Below are 17,936 nucleotides of genomic sequence, written 5' to 3'. Positions count from 1 at the left end.
CGCCGTGCCGTCGCGCCGCTCGCGGCGATCGGAAGCCTTTCGCTCTCGGCATGCGGCCGGGTGGTTGGCGGTGGAGCCCCCGCGCCGGCGTCCGATAGGCGCCATGGTCGGCGCGCGCCGCGGGAGGGTGGGTTGGTGGGGTGTGACGGTCAGCGCGGCGCACCCTTCAGCCGAGGGCCGCCCGCCATTCCTCTTCGACCGTCGGATCATCGTCTCTTCGCCGCAGCCGGGCGAGCGCCGCGCGTGGGAGTATCCGCGACAGCGCCCACGCCGCGGCGCCACGGACCAGCGGCGCCTCGTCGTCGAGCCGGGCTTCGGCCGCCGGCGCAAGCGCCGCGTCGCCCGAATTGCCGATGGCGACGAGAACATTTCGGATAAACCGCGCCCTGCCGATCCGCTTCACCGGGGAGCCTGAAAAGAGCGTCCGGAAGGCTGCGTCGTCCAACGCCGCCAGCGTTTCGAGCGGCGGCGCCGCCAGCGCCGGATCTCCCTGATAGCGGATATCGCTCGCGCATTGCGCGAACTTGTTCCAGGGGCAGACTGCAAGGCAGTCATCGCATCCATAGATCCGGTTGCCGATCAGAGGGCGCATCTCCCGCGGGATCGGCCCTTTCAGCTCGATTGTGAGATAGGAGATGCAGCGCCTGGCGTCGAGCTCGTAGGGCGCCGGAAAGGCGGCGGTCGGACAGATGTCGAGACAGCGCCGGCAGGCGCCGCAGCGGTCCGCGTGCCGCTCTTCGGGCGGGATCTCGGCGGTGGTGAAGATCGCGCCGAGAAAGAACCAGGAGCCGAGTTCGCGGCCGACGAGATTGGTGTGCTTGCCGCGCCAGCCAAGCCCGGCGGCTTCGGCCAGCGGCTTCTCCATCACCGGCGCGGTGTCGACGAAGACCTTGATTTCCGCCCCGGTCTCCGCCACCAGCCAGCGGCCGAGGCGTTTCAGTCGCTTCTTGACGATGTCATGATAGTCCCGCCCGCGCGCATAAACCGAAACCGCGCCTCGGTCGGACTTGCGCAGAACCGAGAGCGGATCATGGTCCCGCCCGTAGGACTCCGCCAGCATGATGACCGAGCGCGCGGCGGGCCAGAGCGCCGCCGGATCGCCCCGCCACGCTGTCCGTTCAGCCATCCAGTCCATCTCGCCGTGGCGGCCGTGTTCAAGATAGCGGGCGAGCGCCGGCGCCGTCTCCGCCGCCATCGCGTCGGGGCGTGTCACGCCGATCGCGGCGAAGCCTTCTTCGCGCGCTTTCTCCTTCAGCGCGGCGCGGAGGTCGTTCACGATCAGAAGTCGAGATCGGCGTAATGCGGCTTCGGTGGAAAACCGGGGATATGGTCCGCCAGCAGCGGCCGGAAGGCCGGGCGCGACTTCACCCGCGCGTACCAATCCTTCGCCGCCGGAGAAATCTCCCACGGGCAATCGCCGCAATAGTCGATGCAGGAAAGATGCGCGGCGGCGGCGAAATCGGCGAGCGAAAGCTCGTCGCCCGCCAGCCATTTCCGGCCCTCGATCAGCCAGCCGATATATTCGAGATGGTGTTTGACGTTCTTCGCGCCCGCCTTCACGAAGGCGCTATCCGGGTAGCCGGCCTTTTTCAGGCGCTTGTTCACCCGTTCGTAGACGAGGTTCACCGTCACTTCGCGGTGAAACTTGTCGTCGAACCACGCGACGAGCCGGCGCGCCTCCGCCCGGTCGATCGGGTCGGACGGGAGCAGCCTCGGTTCCGGGCCGGTCTCCTCCAGATATTCGCAAATGGCGTTTGAATCCGAAAGAACCGATCCCTCCATCGTGACGAAGACCGGCACCGCGGCGGCCGGGTTGAGACGAAGGAAATCGATCCGCCGGTCCCAGGGCCGCTCCTCGACGAGTTCGGCCTCGATGCGTTTCTCGCCGAGCGTGAGGCGAACCTTGCGGCAGAAGGGCGAAAGCGGCAGGTGGAAGAGGCGGCGCATGTCGGTTGTGCTCGATCCGGTGATTTCCGCCTGATTGCATCCTGTGGGCCGGGAAAGCAACCGGCGCGGCGCGCCGTATCCTATGGAGAGACGCAGTCGGCCCGCCCTTCGGCGCGCAAGGTGTCGGCGCCGTCGGCGATGGCGCCGGCGCGGTGGCCGACATAGGCGGAGGGGCGGGCCGCGTTCCGCTCGCGAGGATTCGGCAGGATCGCGGCGATGCGGGCCGCCTCCCGAAGCGAAAGCTTGCTTGCGGGCTTTCCGAACCAGTGCTGCGCCGCCGCCTCCGCTCCAAAGACGCCTGGCCCCATCTCGGCGATGTTCAGATAGACCTCCATGATCCGCGCTTTTGGCCAGGAAAGCTCGATGAGCACGGTGAATCCGGCCTCCAGTCCCTTGCGGAGCCAGTTCGCGCCGGGCCAGAGGAAAGCGTTCTTCGCGACCTGCTGGGAGATTGTGGAGGCGCCGCGGCGGCGGCGTTCGTCCGCCAGCGCCATTCTGATCGATTTGAAATCGAAGCCGTAATGCGCGCAGAATTTCGCATCCTCGCCGCCCATCGCGGCGCGCGCCATATCGGGGGAAATCTCGTCCAGATCGCGCCAGTCCCGACTGACATCGCCCAGCCGCAACCATTCGGAAGCAATCAGATAGGTCACCGGCGGGTCGATCCAGCGATAGGCGACGACCCAGAGCGAGGCGACCAGCGCCGCGGTCACGAGAAGGCGCATGACGCGCCGCGCGAGCGCGCGGAAGAGCCGCCGCGCGCGCTTCATCCGGTGAACGCCCGCGCGCAGGTCTCCCGCCGACGACAGTTCCCCTGAACCGGCGTCGCGCGTCTCGCCGGGTCGGGATTGCTTGCGCGCATGGCGAAGACGTAACCGAGAAGCGCAGCGACGACAATTCACTCTGACCGTTTCTTGCGCCGTCACGACGGGCGGGGCTATCCCTCGGCGATGGAAAAGAAGGAAGAGACAGGTCTCGACGACGCTTACGCGCTCAGAACGCCGGAAGACTCGCGGCGGCTCTATCGCGACTGGGCGGAAACCTATGACGAGAGTTTCGCGGGCGCGCATGGCTACGTCTATCCCGAGCGACTCGCGGCGCTTTTTGCGGCCCAGCCCGGCGCAGGCGGGGCGACGCCGGCGCTCGATATCGGCTGCGGCACCGGGCTGGTCGGCGTAGCCCTCCGCGCTGCGCTGCCAAGTTTCGAATTAGATGGCGTCGACATATCGGCCGAGATGCTCGCGGCGGCGCGCGCGAAAGCGGTTTACCGCAATCTGATCGAGGCCGATCTGACCGGCGTTCTGCCTTTCGAGGACTCGGCTTATGGCGGCTTCATCAGCGCCGGGACCTTCACGCATGGTCATGTCGGACCGGAAGCGTTGAACGAACTTGTTCGCATCGCACGCCCCGGCGCGCTCTTCGTTCTTGGCGTCAATGCGGAAGTCTTTGAAGCCGGCTTTGGCGCGCTCCTCCAAGCGTTCGAAAACGCAGGCGATATCGGCGCGCTGCGCATCGAGGAAGGGCGCATCTACGCCGAAAGCGCGAAGCACGAGCACCGCACGGACCGTTTCCGCGCCGTGATCTTCACCCGCCGCTGACGGACCGCGGCGCGCCGGCCGCCTCAGGCGACCCCGGCCTCCGCCTCGTCCGAAAGCGGCGCGGCGAGGCGGTTCAGCATCTCCTTCGGGCAGACCTGCCAGAACCGGCCGAGCGCCACGTCCCAGTCGCGAAGGATCTCCTCGGCGAGCGGGCTCGCTGTCTCCCGCACATGTTCCGCGACGAGGGATTTCAGCTCGCTCTCCCAATGCGCCGAAGCGATCCGTCTCCAGACGATGCTATCCGGGTTCGCGCGGGTTTCGAAACTGCCGGTCGCATCCCAGATATAGGCCATGCCGCCGGTCATTCCGGCGCCGAAATTGTCGCCTACGCGGCCGAGGATCACTGCGACGCCGCCGGTCATGTATTCGCAACCGTTGGAGCCACACCCTTCGATCACCGCCGTGGCGCCGGAATTTCGGACGGCGAACCGCTCGCCGGCTCGTCCGTTGGCGAGAAGCCTGCCCGCCGTCGCGCCGTAGAGCACGGTGTTGCCGATAATCGTATTGTCCTGCGGAACCAAGGGACTGCCGAGCGGGGGGCGGACCGTGATCATCCCGCCCGAAAGCCCTTTGCCGACATAATCGTTGGCGTCGCCATGCACCTCCAGCTTCAGGCCGGGCGCGGCGAATGCGCCGAGGCTCTGCCCGGCGGAGCCGTTAAGCCGCACCGTCAGGTGGTTCGCCTGCAGTTCGTTCCGCATCCCGAAACGCCGGACGATATGGGATGAAACCCGCGTCCCGATGGTGCGGTGCGTGTTCTTCACGGTGTAGTTCAACTGCATCTTCTCGCCGTCGCGGAAAAACGGCTGCGCGTCGGCGACGATTTGCGCGTCGAGCGTATCCGGCACCTCATTGCGCTTCTTGCCCATCGGGTATGTCAGCGACGCGACTTCATCGACGCGGACCAGCATCGGGTTGAGATCGAGATCGTCGAGATGCGCCGCGCCGCGGCTGACCTGCGCGAGAAGGTCGGCGCGGCCGATGATCTCGTCCATCGAGCGGGCGCCGATTTCCGCCATGATCTCACGGATCTCGGTGGCGATGAAGGTGAAGAGGTTGACCACCTTGTCCGCCGTGCCGGTGAATTTCTCGCGCAGACGTTCATCCTGCACGCACACGCCGACCGGACAGGTGTTGGACTGGCACTGCCGGACCATGATGCAGCCCATGGCGACAAGAGATGCGGTGCCGATGCCGTATTCCTCCGCCCCCATCATCGCCGCGATGACGATGTCGCGCCCGGTCCTGAGGCCGCCATCCGTGCGCAGCGTCACCCGGTCGCGGAGCTTGTTGAGGCTGAGCACCTGATGCGCCTCGGTCAAGCCCATCTCCCACGGCAGCCCGGCATACTTGATCGAGGTCTGCGGGCTGGCCCCGGTGCCGCCGTTATGGCCGGCGATCAGGATCACGTCGGCCTTCGCCTTGGCGACGCCGGCGGCGATGGTGCCGACGCCTGTAGCGGCGACGAGCTTCACGCATACCTTGGCTTCCGGGTTGATCTGCTTCAGGTCGTAGATGAGCTGCGCCAGATCCTCGATCGAATAGATGTCGTGATGCGGTGGCGGGCTGATCAGCGTGACGCCCGGCGTCGAAAGCCGGAGCCTGGCGATCATCTCCGTCACCTTGAAGCCGGGCAACTGCCCACCTTCGCCGGGCTTGGCGCCTTGCGCGACCTTGATCTCCAACTCGGTGCAGTTGTTGAGATATTCCGCCGTAACGCCAAAACGCCCGGATGCGACCTGCTTGATCTTCGCCGAAGGGTTGTCGCCGTTCGGTTCCGGCTGAAAGTGCTTCGGGTCTTCGCCCCCTTCGCCGGAATCCGATTTGGCGCCGATCCTGTTCATCGCGATGTTGAGCGTCTTGTGCGCTTCCGGGCTGAGCGCGCCAAGCGACATGCCGGGGGTCACGAAACGTTTGCGGATCGAGGTGATGCTCTCGACTTCATGGATCGGCGCGGGCTCTCCCAGCGGCTTGAAATCTATGAGATCGCGAAGATGGATCGGCGGCTGCGCGAGCATCGCCTCGGAATAGGTCTTGAACCGCTCATAGGAGCCGGTGTCGACCGCCGCCTGCAGGAGGTGCAGTACGTTGGCGCCCCAAGCGTGGGTCTCGCCCTTGCGCCTGAACTTATAGATGCCGCCGATCGGCAGCGCTTCGGCCGCCGAGCGGTAGGCGAGGGCGTGAATCGCCACGGTCTTCTTCTGGATGCCGGAGACGCCGATGCCAGAGATGCGCGAAGGCATGCCTGGGAAATATTCCGCGACCATGGCCCGCGAAAGCCCGACCGCCTCAAAGTTCAGCCCGCCGCGATAGGAAGAGACGACTGAGATCCCCATCTTCGACATGATCTTCAGAAGGCCCTGGTCCACCGCCTCGCGGAACCGCGCCACCGCTTCCTCCACCGACATCTCCAGAAGGCCCTTGTCGACCCGCGCGGCGAGGGATTCCTGTGCGAGATAGGCGTTCACCGTCGTCGCTCCGGCGCCGATCAGCACCGCGAAATAATGCGGGTCGAGGCATTCCGCTGAGCGTACGTTGATCGACGTGAATGTGCGCAGCCCCTGCCGAACCAGCCAGCTGTGCACGGCCGATGTGGCGAGAATCATCGGCATGCCGACATTGTCGGCGTCGAGCCGCTCATCGGTGAGTATGAGATGCGCGGCGCCCGCGCGGACCGCTTGCTCGGCCTCGTAGCGGATGCGCTCGAGCTCCTGCCTGAGCGCGTCCTCGGCGCCGTCCGCTGGAAAGAGGCAGTCGATCTCGGCCGCCTGGTCGCCGAAGGCGGCCTTCATCGCTGTGAACTGGCCGGTTGAGACGACCGGGCTCTCCAGCGTCACGATCTCGGTCTGCGCCGATGACTGGTCCAGAACGTTCTTCAGGTTCCCGAACCGCGTCTTGAGGCTCATCACCCGATGCTCGCGCAGGCTGTCGATCGGCGGATTGGTCACCTGGCTGAAATTCTGTCGGAAGAAATGCGAGAGCGGCCGGTAGCGATCCGACAGCACCGCGACCGGCGTGTCGTCGCCCATCGAACCGATGGCCTCCTTTGCGTCCTCCGCCATCGGATGAAGAATCGATTCAAGCTCCTCGATCGAATAGCCGGCGGCGATTTGCCGGCGGCGAAGGTCACGCGCGTCGAAGATGCGTGGCTCCGGTTGGCCCGCGAGCGTCTCCTCCATGTCGGTGATCTTGTCGCTCCACTCGGCGAAAGGCTCCGCCGCGGCGAGTTCGTCCTTCAACTCCGTATCGCGCAGAAGCCGGCCCTTCGTCATGTCGACGGCGATCATCTGGCCGGGGCCGAGCGCGCCCTTCTCACGCACCGTGGCCTCGTTGAAGGGCGCCATTCCGGTCTCCGATCCGGCGATCAGCAGCCCTTCGCCGGTGACGACATACCGGATCGGGCGCAGCCCGTTTCTGTCGGCTCCGGCCATCACCCAGCGCCCGTCGGTGGCGGAAAGCGCAGCCGGCCCGTCCCAGGGCTCCATCACCGAGTTGGAATAGGCGTACATCGCCCGCCATTCTTCAGGCATGCCGGTGGCGGCCTTCGACCAGGCCTCCGGCACCAGCATGGTTTTCGCCATCGGCGCGTTGCGTCCGGCGCGGACCATCGCCTCGAACACGCTGTCTAGCGCGGCGCTGTCGGAGGAGCCGGCGGCGATGATCGGCTTGATCTCCTCCGCCATGTCGCCAAACGCGGCGGACGCCATGCGGATCTCGTGGCTTCGCATCCAGTTCCGGTTACCCTTCAGCGTGTTGATCTCGCCGTTATGGGCGAGCATCCGGAAGGGTTGCGCCAACCACCATTGCGGGAAGGTGTTGGTCGAATAACGCTGGTGATAGATCGCGAAGGCGCTTTCGAAGCGGATATCCTTCAGGTCCGGATAGAAGACGGAGACATCCGCCGCCAGCATCATGCCCTTGTAGATCACCGAGCGGCAGGAGAGGGAGCAGACATAGAAGCCCGCGACCTGAGCGGCGGCGGCGGCTTTCTCCGCGCGCCGACGGATGACGTAGAGCTCGCGCTCGAACACCTCCTCGTCGACGCCCTTGCGGTTGGCGACGATGATCTGCTCGATCTCGGGGCGTGTGGCGTTAGCCTTTTCGCCGAGACAGGAGATATCGACCGGCACCTGACGCCAGCCATAGATGTAGTAGCCGAGCCTGAGAACCTCGGTCTCCATGATCGCGCGGCAGGTTTCCTGCGCCGCGAAATCGGCGCGCGGCAGGAAGATCATGCCGACGGCGATCGACTCGCCCGCTTCCGGCTCGTGCCCGGTGCGTCTGATTTGGTCGGTGAAGAAGCTCTTCGGAATCTGGACATGGATCCCGGCGCCGTCGCCGGTCTTGCCGTCGGCGTCGACCGCGCCGCGATGCCAGACCGATTTCAGCGCCGCGATGCCGTTTTCGACCACTTCGCGGCGTGGCTGGCCGTCGATCGCGACGACGAGACCGACGCCGCAGGAGGCATGCTCGTCCTCGGCTCGGAACATGCCTTTCGCTTCGAGCGCGCGGCGCGCGGCGTCATGGCTGGCGGCCCAGTGGTCGGGAAGGGTCATGGCTTGTCCTCTACGAAAGGATGATCGCGTTCATAGTCGGCCCGCTTCACGCGGGCGTGGCCCCCGGCCAGCGAGACGCAGTCGAAGGCCCGGTCAGCGTAGACCTCGCGCGTCAGCACGAAGTCCGCGGCGTCGTCGAAGAGGCCGGGCGTCAGATCGAAACCCTCGCCATCGTCGCGGATCCAGAGATGGGTTCCGCAGCGCCGGCACCACGCGCGCTCTGCGAAGGAGGACGAGCGGTATGTCTCCACCGGTCCTTGGACCGTCACCGCCTCGGCCGGGGCTTCGAAACCCCATATCGCCGCGCCGCTCCAGCGCCGGCACATCGCGCAATGACATGCCGAAGCCTCCCTGACGGGATGCGCCACCGACAGGCGAACAGCGCCGCAGAGACAATGTCCGGTCATGGTTTCAGGGGCTTCGTTTCTCATCGCTTCACCCCTTGGACGCGAAGAGCGCGAAAACCTCGTCCGAGGTCATGGTCTTGCGATCGCCCGCAAAAGCGTAGGCTGCGGGCTTCCGGTCGATGAAGAATTCCTCGTTCATCTTCAGGTCGCCCCAATCGTCAAGCGTTCCGGCGCCGAAATGATATTCGTCCTGCATGGGCCCGGGCGCGGTGATCCGGTAGAAGAGCGAGGAGCCGCATGTCGCGCAGAAGCCGCGCTCGGCCCAGTCCGAGGAGCGGTAGACGGTCAGATTCTCCTCGCCTTTCAGCGTAACCTCGTCGCTTGCGACCCGAAGGCCGATAAAGACCCCGCCGCTCCAGGCCTGGCACATCCTGCAGTGGCAGGCGCCGACCTGGGATTTCGCGGCGGCGATCTCGTAGCTGACGGCGCCGCAGAGGCATGTTCCGGACATGGGCATTATCTCGATCCTGTTCTGGCCGCGTGGAGCCTCACGCGCGCGCCACATGGCGACATGCCCCTGACGTCCGGCGTCGACATGGCGTCGCCGCTCACTCGGCGGCGACCGCCGCCGCGTCTCTTAGCGCTTCGGCGATGGCGTCGGCGGCTTCGCGTCCGTCGCGGATCGCCCAGACGACGAGTGACGCGCCACGGACGATGTCGCCGACCGCGTAGACGCCGGGCAGGGCGGTCGCGTGGGTGCGGAAATCCGCCTTCACCGTGCCCCACCGCGTCACCTCAAGCCCGGCTGCGCCCCAGAGCCGTGGCAAAGGCTCCGCCTCGAAGCCGAGCGCCTTGACGACGAGATCGGCCTTCAGCGTCTCCTCAGAGCCTGCGATCTCCTCCGGAGTCTGGCGACCGGTTTGGTCTGGCGCGCCGAGGCGCATATGGATCAGCCTGACGCCGGTCACGGCGTCGGCGCCGACAAAGCCCTTCGGCGCGGTGCGCCAGACGAACTCGACGCCCTCCTCCTCAGCGTTGGCGACCTCGCGCTGGGAGCCGGGCATGTTGGCCCTGTCGCGCCGGTAGAGGCATTTCACCGAGGTCGCGCCTTGCCTGACGGCGGTCCTGACACAGTCCATCGCGGTGTCGCCGCCACCGATCACGACCACGTCCTTGCCGGCGGCGTTCAACTCCCCGGATTCGAACTCCGGCACGACATCGCCGAAGCCGACGCGGTTCGAGGCGGTGAGATAGTCGATCGCCTGATGAATGCCGCCGAGCCCGGCGCCCGGCCCGCCGATATCGCGGCTCTTGTAGACGCCGGTAGCGACGATCACCGCGTCATGGCGTTCGCGGATGTCGTCGAAGCTCATGTTGACGCCGACATCGGTGTTGAGCGCGAACTCGACGCCGCCATCCTCCAGCTGCGCGTTGCGCTTCATCACCACGTCCTTTTCCAGCTTGAAGCTGGGTATGCCATAGGTCATGAGCCCGCCGGCGCGGTCGTAGCGGTCATAGACTGTAACCTGGAAACCCTGCCGGCGCAGCCGGTCGGCGGCGGCCAGCCCGCCCGGCCCGGCGCCGATGATCCCGACGCTTTCGGGACGCTCCGTCACGGGCCGGATGGCGTCGACCCACCCTTCCTCGAATGCGGTGTCGGTCAGATATTTTTCGATGGCGCCGATGGTCACGGTGCCATGCCCGGCCTGCTCGATCACGCAGTTCCCCTCGCAGAGCCGGTCCTGCGGGCAAATCCGGCCGCAGATCTCGGGGAAGGTGTTGGTCTCCTGGCTTAGCTCATAAGCCTCCCGCAGCCGTCCTTCGGCGGTCAGCTTCAGCCAGTCAGGGATGTTGTTATGGAGCGGACAATGGGTCTGGCAGAAGGGAACGCCGCACTGCGAGCAACGCGACGCCTGCGCCGCCGCCTTTTCAGCCGCGTACTGGCGATAAACCTCGTCGAAATCGCTGCGTCGCGCCAGGGCGTCGCGCTTCTGTGGCATCTCGCGCCCGAGATCGACGAATTTGAGCATTCGCTGCGCCATCGGCCCCCCTCTTTGTCTACGCTTGCTTCTCGCTCGCCGGCGATGCGCATCGCCGAAAAATCCGGCGAGTGCTCGATTGCGTGTGCTTTATCGCAGGCGTCGGCGCATGAAAAGACAATCATACTGACCTATTTTGTGATTTATTGCATGGAGCGACGATATGGATGCAAAAAACAAAGAAAGTTAGGTCATGATGATTGACATAATATCCAACCTACCACCCCGCGCGCCGATGCGCTTAACGTCCCGAGCATTCGCGAATCATTCGCGCCCAGCCGCCGGATCCCCACATGCCGCTTCTTCATCTGGTCATTCTCGCGCTGATCCAGGGGATCACCGAGTTCCTGCCGATATCCTCTTCCGGGCATCTGGCGCTCTATCCGCTATTGAGCGGCGCTCCGGATCAGGGGCTGGCTCTCGACGTTGCGGTCCATGTCGGCACGCTCGCTGCGGTCATGCTCTATTTCCGCGGCGATGTCGCGGCGGCGGTCCGGGGCGGGCTCGGGCTGCTACGCGGAAACGTGAACAGCCAGGAGGCGAGGCTCGCGCTGCACCTCGTCATCGCCACCATTCCGGCCGTGGTCGCCGGCGGCGCGCTGTCTTTGTTCGACCTGACCGGGGCGCTCCGCTCTCTCCAGGTGATCGCCTGGGCGACCATTCTCGGCGGCGTCCTGCTCTGGCTCGGCGATCGTTTCGGGCGGGAGAAGAAACAGGCCGGGGAATGGCGGCTTTCGGATGCGCTGGCGATGGGTGTGGCGCAGACGTTTGCGCTCATTCCGGGGATGAGCCGCTCCGGCGTCACGATTACAGCGGCGCGGGCGCTCGGCTATATCCGCGTCGACGCCGCGCGCCTCTCGATGCTGATGTCGATCCCGGTCATCGTCGCCGCCGGTATGCTCATCGGAATCGAGATAGCGGAGGCAGGCGATTCCGCGCTGACTGGAGATTCTCTGATCGCGATGCTGCTCTCGTTCTTCGCGGCGCTCGCCGCTATCGCGGTCTTCATGCGGATGCTGGAACGCTGGTCGATGACCGTTTTCGTTGTTTACAGGATTCTGCTCGGCGTTGCGCTCTTGCTGATCGCGAATTGGTGATCAGCGAAACCGGGCGGAAGAGGCGTAGGATCGATCCCCCGATCAACCGAAAGGAACGCCTCCATGATTTCGAGATCCTTTCGCGCGCGCCTCGTGTTCGCCGGCGCCGCGCTCCTATTTGGCGATTCCGGCGCTATGGCTGAGAATCGTATCGACGTTCAGCGTCCCGACGCGCCCGATCTCGCGGCTTATGGCGCGGCGCCGGTCGGCGTCCGCACGATCGAACTGGTGAACAACGACCAGATCGACATCGTCGCGATCGACCCCAAGGCTCCGAAGCCGGACCCGCTGCCGCGCTATGACCGGGCGCTGACGGTAGAGGTCTGGTATCCTGCCGCCGAGGGCGTCACCGGCGAAACCGCGTTCCCCGCGATGATCCGCGACGGAAAGACCATCGTGACGCTGCATGGCCGCGCGATGCGGGACGTCGCGCCGGGAGAGGGGAAATGGCCGCTGGTGATCGTCTCGCACGGCTACCCCGGCAATCGCTATCTCCTGTCGCATCTGGCGGAGAATATCGCCTCCAAGGGCTATGTCGTCGCTTCGATCGATCATCGCGACTCAACCTATGACGACAAGACCGCCTTCGGCTCGACCTTGGTGAACCGTCCGCTCGACCAGATTTTCGTGCTGAGCGAGATGGCCCGGCTCGGCGGCGATGGCGAAAGCTTCCTGAACGGGATCGTCGATTCCGAAAATTCCGCGCTGATCGGCTATTCGATGGGGGGGTACGGCGCGGTCATCGCGGCCGGCGGCGGCGTCACGCAGGCCTCGGTCGATTATCCGTGGGGGGGGCCGCACGGGACGCTGGGCATACATCTTTCTGGCTCGCCGACGCATGACGCGCTCCCTGATCCGCGCTTCAAGACCGCCATCGCCTTCGCGCCGTGGGGCGTGACCCGGGGTTTCTGGGACGCGGAGACGCTGAAGGGTGTCCGCATCCCGATGCTTTTCATCGCCGGTTCTGTGGATGACGTCGCCGGCTACGATCCTGGCGTACGGACGATCTGGGAGGGCGCGACGAATGTCGACCGCGCGCTGCTGACCTTCGTGAACGCCAATCACAACGCCGCCGCGCCCTATCCGGCCCCGGAGGAGGGCCGCGAGATCGACCCCGATCTCGGCTTTGCGCCTTTCGATCACTACGCCGATGCGGTTTGGGACACGGTCAGAATGAACAACATCGCCCAGCATTTCGTCACCGCTTGGCTCGACAGCCACGTCAAGGATGACAAGGAGGCCGCGAGCTACCTGGAGCTCATCCCGGACGCCGATGACGGGGTTTGGGCGCTGAACGAGGACGGAACGCCGAAACCCGAGCACACCTACTGGCGCGGGTTTCAGGAGCGCACCGCAAAAGGGTTGCGCTATGAGGTGCTCAACAAGGGCCAGTGATGGTTTCGGCGGGCGACGAAATCGCAAATCGTGTCGGCTCAGCCTTTCAGCCGCGCCGCCGATTCGGTGATCGCGTCGTACTGGCCCTTCGGCCGATAGGAATAGAGATATTCGCCGATCACGCTCCCGACGCTGATCGGCGCGACGCCCAGTTCCGCCAGCCCGGATGCGCCCTCGGCGACGACATTGTCGTGGCGGAGCAGCCGGACCTGGTCGCGGGTCAGCACCCGGTTGTCAATAAGCCCGAAGCTGAGCGTCTGTCCCAGGTCGAGCAGGCCCGCGATGATCCGCGCCACGAAGAACGGGACCGGCAGCAGAAGCCGACGCCGCCGGGTCTCGGCCAGCATCATCTCCATCAGTTCGGTGAAGCTGTATACGTGCGGCCCGCCGAGTTCGAAAACCCCCGGCGCAGCTTCGCCGGCTGCGGCGCGGCAGGCGGCTTCGGCGACATTGTCGACATAGACCGGCTGGAATTTTGTCTCCGCGCCGACAAGCGGCAGGATGGGCGAGAGACGCGCCATGCCCGCGAACCGATTGAAGAACTCGTCCTCGGGGCCGAAGATGACCGATGGGCGAAGGATCGTGACGGTGGGAAAGGCCGCCTTCACCGCCGCCTCGCCCTCCGCCTTCGTACGCGCGTAGGCGCTGTCCGAACCGGTGTCGGCGCCGATGGCGGAGATGTGGACGAGCCGCTCGGCGCCGCATTCCGCCGCCAGCCGGGCGATGCGCGCCGCGCCTTCGACCTGCACCCCCGCGAAGCTTTGGCGGCTGTTCTCCTGCAGGATGCCGACGCAGTTGATCACCGCCGTCGCGCCCTGCATCGCTCGCCGCGTCGAGGCGTCGTCGCGAATATTCGCCTGAACCGGCTCGACCTGGCCGACATCGCCATATGGTCGGACGAAAAGCGCCTCGTTCGGCCGGCGCACTGCGACGCGCACCCGCCAGCCGCGCTTCGCCATGCGTCGCGCGACGTAGCGACCGACGAAGCCCGAGCCTCCGAAAATCGTCACGATTGGGGCGTTCATTTCGCTCTCCCGGCTGGCGTTCTCGCACCCCCCTTTTAGGGCGAGGCGGCCGCGCGGCTCAAGGCCCGAAGCAGGCCCGCGTTGACGCGCCAGCGGCTGCGCCGCATTCTGGTCGGCGCCGCCTTCGAACCGGAGCACGACATGACCATTCGCCTCTTTGACGCCCCGTTCAGGCGCATCCCGCCGGCGGCGCTCGCCCGCTGGGCGAAGATTCCGCCAGCCGTCGCTTCGGACGTCATGGACCGCGCCGGCGCGATGAGGGGGGCGATGGCGCCGGTTCGCCCGGGTATGACCCTCTGTGCGCAGGCCCGGACGGTGAAGACCATGGTCGCCGACAATGGGCCGATCCACGCCGCGATGGATGTTCTTGAAGTGGGAGACGCGCTGGCGATTGACGCCGGAGGCTACGACGATCAGGCGGTCTTTGGCGGGCTTCTGGCGCAACGCGCGATCCATGTCGGCTGCGCCGGGGTGGTTGTCGACGGCGCTGTGCGCGATGCGGCGGAGCTTCGCGAGTTCGGCCTGCCGGTCTTTTCCCACGCCATCGTTCCCTCCGGCCCGCACAAGGGCTTTGGCGGCGAGATCGACGGCGAGATCGCCTGTTCGGGCTGCGTCATCCGCCCCGGCGATCTTCTGCTCGGGGACGATGATGGCGTCGTTGTGGTGCCGCTGGCGCGCGCGGACGCGCTGCTGGCGAAGGCGGAGGCGAAGCTCGCCTCCGAAGCGGACATCGTTAAGCGGATGAAGGCGGGCGAGCGGCTTTCCGATCTTTCCGGCGTGCCGGCCCCGATCATCGCGCCATCGGGTGGGGAAGGGCGATGACGCCGCCCGGCATCGGCCACAACAGCGGCCCCGCCCTTGATCATGGCTGGCGGCGCTACGCTTGGAAACGCGCGCGGAGGGAACTTGCCGGCGCCCGTGTCCCGATCGAAATCGTGCGCATCCGCGTGCGCCGGGCGGCGGCGCTGGGCCTCGCATATCCGGCCTACGCCTCGATCCTTATGGGCACGGGCCGCGATATCGTCGGCTTTCTTTTCACCGTCGACGGGCTGCAGCTCAGGCTGCGCCGCCAGTTGGAGATGCCTTCGGAAGTGCAGGACCGGCTGCGCGCGGTCCGCAAGTGCTCGCTCCTCGCGCTTTCGCCGCCCGAAGAGGACGCAGAACCCTTTCTGCGGGAGCTTGAATGCGTCGCCGGCGCGCCCTTCGCCGGCGCCGCTCCGGCTCCGGCGCCGGAAGCGGGCTGGGGCGCGGCGCGTTCCGCGATCCGCGCCGCGCTCGCCCCGCTCGCGCTTCCTGGCGGCGCCGTGGTGATGATCGGCGCGCGGGAGGAGGAAGCCCGCTGGGCTGAGGCCGCCAGGCTTGCGAGGTTCATTCCGAGTCGGGATTATTTCGGCGTCGCGGCGCATGTTGACAGCCCACCTCGCCCGGCGTAAATGGCCGTCTCGCCCCGGAGCCCAGGTGGCGGAATTGGTAGACGCGCCAGCTTCAGGTGCTGGTGTCCGCAAGGACGTGGAAGTTCGAGTCTTCTCCTGGGCACCATTTTTTCAGGCGCACGAAGCATATACGTAGTTTCAATAGCTTAGTGTCCCATTTGATGCGTGTGCTGGTGCCCGCTCAGCCGGTTTCTCGTCTGAACGAGAGGGGCGGGGCTGCTGGTATCCATTCGGTTTGGCTGAAGAGACGGGCGCGTGATCGACATGGTCGCGATCCGTTCGTCATCGCGGGATCAGGGCGTTCTGAACGCAATCTCCGAACGGGAGCGTTCGTCTCATCCGCGATGCGGGTTTGCTGGGTGCGATGGTTGAGCAGCCGGCGTCGCTTCTTCAGCGTCCGGCGTACGCGCCCGCTCCCGCCTTGACCCGGCGGAAGGCCTGAACGTCCGCGCTTTCCAGATCATCTCCGTGACCTGACGGCGAATATACGTCCCGCGAGTTCAGGCGTCACACCGTCGCGATCGGGCTCACGGGGAGGAGAGATGGCAGGCGGCGGCGTGTCCGTCAGTGGTCTCTCTCAAAACCGGCTCCTCGACGCGGCAGCGGTCGAAGGCGAGTGGGCAGCGCGTATGGAACCGGCAGCCTTTCGGCGGATCGATGGGGCTGGGAATGTCTCCGGCGAGTTCCACCGGCTGCGTTCGGCTCTGCGGATCGGGCTCAGGAACGGCGGCGAGAAGCGCGCGCGTATACGGATGGCTTGGATTGGCGTAAAGCTGCCGCTTTGTCGCGATTTCCACCAGCTTTCCCAGATACATCACCGCGACGCGATCGGCGATGTGGCGCACGACTGACAGGTCGTGCGAGATGAAGAGATAGCTCAGCCCCAGATCCCGCTGCAACTTCCGCATCAGGTTGACGACTTGCGCCTGGACCGAAACGTCGAGAGCGGAAACCGGCTCATCGCAGACGATGAAGCGAGGATTGAGAGACAGGGCCCGCGCGATGCAGATCCGCTGGCGCTGACCGCCGGAGAATTCGTGCGGATACTTCTGCGCCGCATGCTCCGGCAGACCGACAAGGTGGAGCAGTTCGGTCACGCGTTCCGCGCGTTCCGCAGCTGAGAGGCTGGCCTCGATCGCCATCGGCTCGGCGATGATGTCCGCCACGCGCATGCGCGGGTTGAGCGATCCATAGGGATCCTGGAAAATGAACTGGCATTGCCGGCGACGGGCCCTGAGCGCGCGGCCGTCCAGATCGCATAACTCCTGGCCGTTGAGACGGACGCTGCCCGCGCTCGGCTCGATCAGGCGCACCACCAGCCGGCCGACTGTCGACTTGCCGCAGCCCGATTCGCCCACCAGCCCCAGCGTCTCGCCGGCGTTGATCTCGAAATTCACATCGTCCACTGCGTGCACGACCTGCGGTTTGCGCCGCAATAGACCGCCATGGACGCGGAAATGCTTGGTCAGGCCGGACACGACCACGAGAGGCTCGCTTGTTCTCATCCGCTGGCGACCCCGTACCCCGTATGCCTGATGCACGCCGCCTTGTGATCGTCGCCGAAGGGCATGAGCGGCGGGGTCCGCTCCGTGCAGGCGGCGCGCGCATGGGCGCAGCGCGGGTGAAAACGGCACCCTGCCGGCATCGCGAAGGGCGGCGGCACCACGCCCTCGATCGCTCGCAATTCATCGACATCCTCGTGCAGCGGCGGAATGCTGCCGAGCAAACCTTCAGTGTAGGGGTGCTGCGGTTGTCGGAATATGTCGAGGACCGGCGCCGTCTCCACGATCTTTCCCGCATACATGACGATGACGCGCTCGGCGAACTGGGCGACCACGCCGAGATCATGCGTGATGAGCAGGACCGCCATTCCGAGCTCTTCCTGCAATTGCTTCAGCAGCTTCAGGATCTGCGCCTGAACCGTGACGTCGAGCGCCGTCGTCGGCTCGTCGGCGATCAGCAATTTGGGCTGCGACGACAGCGCGATCGCGATCATCACGCGCTGGCGCATGCCGCCCGAGAGCTCGTGCGGATAGTTGTCGATGCGCTTTTCGGGGGACGGAACCCTCACCAACGCGAGAAGCTCGGCCGCGCGCGCCCGCGCGGCGCGGCCGCGCAGGCCCTGATGAATGGTGAGGGCCTCGATGACCTGGTCGCCCACCGTGAAGACCGGATTGAGCGAAGTCATCGGCTCCTGGAAGATCATCGAAATCTCGCCGCCGCGAATCTTTCTCATTGCGTGCTTTGGCAACTTCAGCAGGTTTCTGTCCTCGAACAGGATCTCGCCCGCCGAAATGCGTCCGGTTTCGGCGATGAGCCCAAGGACTGAGAGCGCAGTGACGGTCTTGCCGGACCCGGACTCGCCAACGACCGCCACGCGCTCGCCGCGCGCAACCGACAGATCGACGCCGTCGACCGCAGCGAAAGACCTGCCGGGCGGACCGAACTCCGTCCGCAGGCCGCTGATGCATAGCAGGGGTTCGTTCGTCATGCTTTCGT

At 65.9% G+C, this 17,936-nt stretch carries 15 protein-coding genes and 1 tRNA gene; 6 read left to right on the top strand and 10 right to left on the bottom strand.

The features are described from left to right. Nucleotides 1–166 precede the first annotated feature (166 nt). The 3 genes from queG to mtgA all read right to left on the bottom strand — a co-directional run bounded on the left by queG (nucleotide 167) and on the right by mtgA (nucleotide 2,717). On the bottom strand, nucleotides 167–1,279 hold the full coding sequence (gene queG, locus G5B40_RS08795; RefSeq protein WP_425500089.1) for a tRNA epoxyqueuosine(34) reductase QueG: 1,113 nt from the start codon (nucleotides 1,277–1,279) through the stop codon (nucleotides 167–169). Further along, entirely contained in the window at nucleotides 1,279–1,947 is a 669-nt protein-coding gene (gene fzlA, locus G5B40_RS08790; protein WP_165097613.1) for an FtsZ-binding protein FzlA, read from the bottom strand. Before fzlA ends, queG begins: the two co-directional genes overlap by 1 nt. A gap of 80 nt (nucleotides 1,948–2,027) precedes the next feature. After that, entirely contained in the window at nucleotides 2,028–2,717 is a 690-nt protein-coding gene (gene mtgA / locus G5B40_RS08785; RefSeq protein ID WP_165097611.1) for a monofunctional biosynthetic peptidoglycan transglycosylase, read from the bottom strand. Between the two features lie 180 nt (nucleotides 2,718–2,897). Here mtgA and G5B40_RS08780 point away from each other — a divergent pair, with 180 nt between their 5' ends. After that, entirely contained in the window at nucleotides 2,898–3,545 is a 648-nt protein-coding gene (locus G5B40_RS08780; RefSeq protein ID WP_165097609.1) for a class I SAM-dependent DNA methyltransferase, read from the top strand. Between the two features lie 23 nt (nucleotides 3,546–3,568). Here the strand turns inward: G5B40_RS08780 and gltB are convergent, their stop codons facing one another. The 4 genes from gltB to G5B40_RS08760 all read right to left on the bottom strand — a co-directional run bounded on the left by gltB (nucleotide 3,569) and on the right by G5B40_RS08760 (nucleotide 10,490). Then, complete coding sequence (gltB, locus tag G5B40_RS08775) at nucleotides 3,569–8,101, bottom strand: glutamate synthase large subunit (protein WP_165097606.1); 4,533 nt, start codon at nucleotides 8,099–8,101, stop codon at nucleotides 3,569–3,571. Beyond that, a complete protein-coding gene (locus G5B40_RS08770; RefSeq protein ID WP_165097604.1) occupies nucleotides 8,098–8,532 on the bottom strand; it encodes a GFA family protein in 435 nt (144 codons plus the stop codon). The genes gltB and G5B40_RS08770 overlap by 4 nt, the downstream gene beginning before the upstream one ends. 4 nt (nucleotides 8,533–8,536) lie before the next feature. Then, nucleotides 8,537–8,965, bottom strand: a complete 429-nt coding sequence (locus G5B40_RS08765) for a GFA family protein (RefSeq protein ID WP_165097601.1) — start codon at nucleotides 8,963–8,965, stop codon at nucleotides 8,537–8,539. A gap of 91 nt (nucleotides 8,966–9,056) precedes the next feature. Further along, on the bottom strand, nucleotides 9,057–10,490 hold the full coding sequence (locus G5B40_RS08760) for an NAD(P)-dependent oxidoreductase (RefSeq protein ID WP_165097598.1): 1,434 nt from the start codon (nucleotides 10,488–10,490) through the stop codon (nucleotides 9,057–9,059). A gap of 290 nt (nucleotides 10,491–10,780) precedes the next feature. Here G5B40_RS08760 and G5B40_RS08755 point away from each other — a divergent pair, with 290 nt between their 5' ends. Continuing rightward, nucleotides 10,781–11,584, top strand: coding sequence for an undecaprenyl-diphosphate phosphatase (locus G5B40_RS08755; protein ID WP_165097595.1), 804 nt, complete (start codon nucleotides 10,781–10,783; stop codon nucleotides 11,582–11,584). 135 nt (nucleotides 11,585–11,719) lie between these two features. Continuing rightward, nucleotides 11,720–12,979: an alpha/beta hydrolase family protein gene (locus tag G5B40_RS08750; protein ID WP_246209835.1), complete on the top strand. Its 1,260-nt coding sequence runs from the start codon at nucleotides 11,720–11,722 to the stop codon at nucleotides 12,977–12,979. A gap of 38 nt (nucleotides 12,980–13,017) precedes the next feature. On the opposite strand, the gene G5B40_RS08745 is transcribed toward G5B40_RS08750, so the two are convergent. Further along, nucleotides 13,018–14,004, bottom strand: coding sequence for a complex I NDUFA9 subunit family protein (locus tag G5B40_RS08745; protein WP_165097591.1), 987 nt, complete (start codon nucleotides 14,002–14,004; stop codon nucleotides 13,018–13,020). A gap of 141 nt (nucleotides 14,005–14,145) precedes the next feature. Here G5B40_RS08745 and G5B40_RS08740 point away from each other — a divergent pair, with 141 nt between their 5' ends. The 3 genes from G5B40_RS08740 to G5B40_RS08730 all read left to right on the top strand — a co-directional run bounded on the left by G5B40_RS08740 (nucleotide 14,146) and on the right by G5B40_RS08730 (nucleotide 15,543). Further along, nucleotides 14,146–14,826: an RraA family protein gene (locus G5B40_RS08740; protein WP_165097589.1), complete on the top strand. Its 681-nt coding sequence runs from the start codon at nucleotides 14,146–14,148 to the stop codon at nucleotides 14,824–14,826. Beyond that, on the top strand, nucleotides 14,823–15,437 hold the full coding sequence (locus tag G5B40_RS08735; protein ID WP_165097587.1) for a hypothetical protein: 615 nt from the start codon (nucleotides 14,823–14,825) through the stop codon (nucleotides 15,435–15,437). The genes G5B40_RS08740 and G5B40_RS08735 overlap by 4 nt, the downstream gene beginning before the upstream one ends. A 19-nt stretch (nucleotides 15,438–15,456) precedes the next feature. After that, nucleotides 15,457–15,543: transfer RNA gene (locus G5B40_RS08730), tRNA-Leu, on the top strand. Between the two features lie 421 nt (nucleotides 15,544–15,964). Here the strand turns inward: G5B40_RS08730 and G5B40_RS08725 are convergent. Next, nucleotides 15,965–16,942 carry an ABC transporter ATP-binding protein gene (locus tag G5B40_RS08725; protein WP_165097572.1) on the bottom strand — a complete coding sequence of 326 codons (978 nt, stop codon included), beginning with the start codon at nucleotides 16,940–16,942 and terminating at the stop codon, nucleotides 15,965–15,967. Further along, nucleotides 16,939–17,928 carry an ABC transporter ATP-binding protein gene (locus tag G5B40_RS08720; RefSeq protein ID WP_165097570.1) on the bottom strand — a complete coding sequence of 330 codons (990 nt, stop codon included), beginning with the start codon at nucleotides 17,926–17,928 and terminating at the stop codon, nucleotides 16,939–16,941. Before G5B40_RS08720 ends, G5B40_RS08725 begins: the two co-directional genes overlap by 4 nt. Between the last annotated feature and the right edge of the window lie 8 nt (nucleotides 17,929–17,936).

The organism is Pikeienuella piscinae (assembly GCF_011044155.1).
GTDB classification, from domain to species: Bacteria; Pseudomonadota; Alphaproteobacteria; order Rhodobacterales; family Rhodobacteraceae; genus Pikeienuella; species Pikeienuella piscinae.
Note: the sequence above shows the minus strand (reverse complement) of the source record. Positions and strands in the feature narration are given on the sequence as shown.

What these genes read in the sequence shown, in the direction of transcription:
- fzlA (WP_165097613.1), bottom strand. Translation starts at nt 1,947, where the DNA reads ATGCGCCGCCTCTTCCACCTGCCGCTTTCGCCCTTCTGCCGCAAGGTT.
- mtgA (WP_165097611.1), bottom strand. Translation starts at nt 2,717, where the DNA reads ATGAAGCGCGCGCGGCGGCTCTTCCGCGCGCTCGCGCGGCGCGTCATG.
- G5B40_RS08780 (WP_165097609.1), top strand. Translation starts at nt 2,898, where the DNA reads ATGGAAAAGAAGGAAGAGACAGGTCTCGACGACGCTTACGCGCTCAGA.
- gltB (WP_165097606.1), bottom strand. Translation starts at nt 8,101, where the DNA reads ATGACCCTTCCCGACCACTGGGCCGCCAGCCATGACGCCGCGCGCCGC.
- G5B40_RS08770 (WP_165097604.1), bottom strand. Translation starts at nt 8,532, where the DNA reads ATGAGAAACGAAGCCCCTGAAACCATGACCGGACATTGTCTCTGCGGC.
- G5B40_RS08765 (WP_165097601.1), bottom strand. Translation starts at nt 8,965, where the DNA reads ATGCCCATGTCCGGAACATGCCTCTGCGGCGCCGTCAGCTACGAGATC.
- G5B40_RS08760 (WP_165097598.1), bottom strand. Translation starts at nt 10,490, where the DNA reads ATGGCGCAGCGAATGCTCAAATTCGTCGATCTCGGGCGCGAGATGCCA.
- G5B40_RS08755 (WP_165097595.1), top strand. Translation starts at nt 10,781, where the DNA reads ATGCCGCTTCTTCATCTGGTCATTCTCGCGCTGATCCAGGGGATCACC.
- G5B40_RS08750 (WP_246209835.1), top strand. Translation starts at nt 11,720, where the DNA reads ATGGCTGAGAATCGTATCGACGTTCAGCGTCCCGACGCGCCCGATCTC.
- G5B40_RS08745 (WP_165097591.1), bottom strand. Translation starts at nt 14,004, where the DNA reads ATGAACGCCCCAATCGTGACGATTTTCGGAGGCTCGGGCTTCGTCGGT.
- G5B40_RS08740 (WP_165097589.1), top strand. Translation starts at nt 14,146, where the DNA reads ATGACCATTCGCCTCTTTGACGCCCCGTTCAGGCGCATCCCGCCGGCG.
- G5B40_RS08735 (WP_165097587.1), top strand. Translation starts at nt 14,823, where the DNA reads ATGACGCCGCCCGGCATCGGCCACAACAGCGGCCCCGCCCTTGATCAT.
- G5B40_RS08725 (WP_165097572.1), bottom strand. Translation starts at nt 16,942, where the DNA reads ATGAGAACAAGCGAGCCTCTCGTGGTCGTGTCCGGCCTGACCAAGCAT.
- G5B40_RS08720 (WP_165097570.1), bottom strand. Translation starts at nt 17,928, where the DNA reads ATGACGAACGAACCCCTGCTATGCATCAGCGGCCTGCGGACGGAGTTC.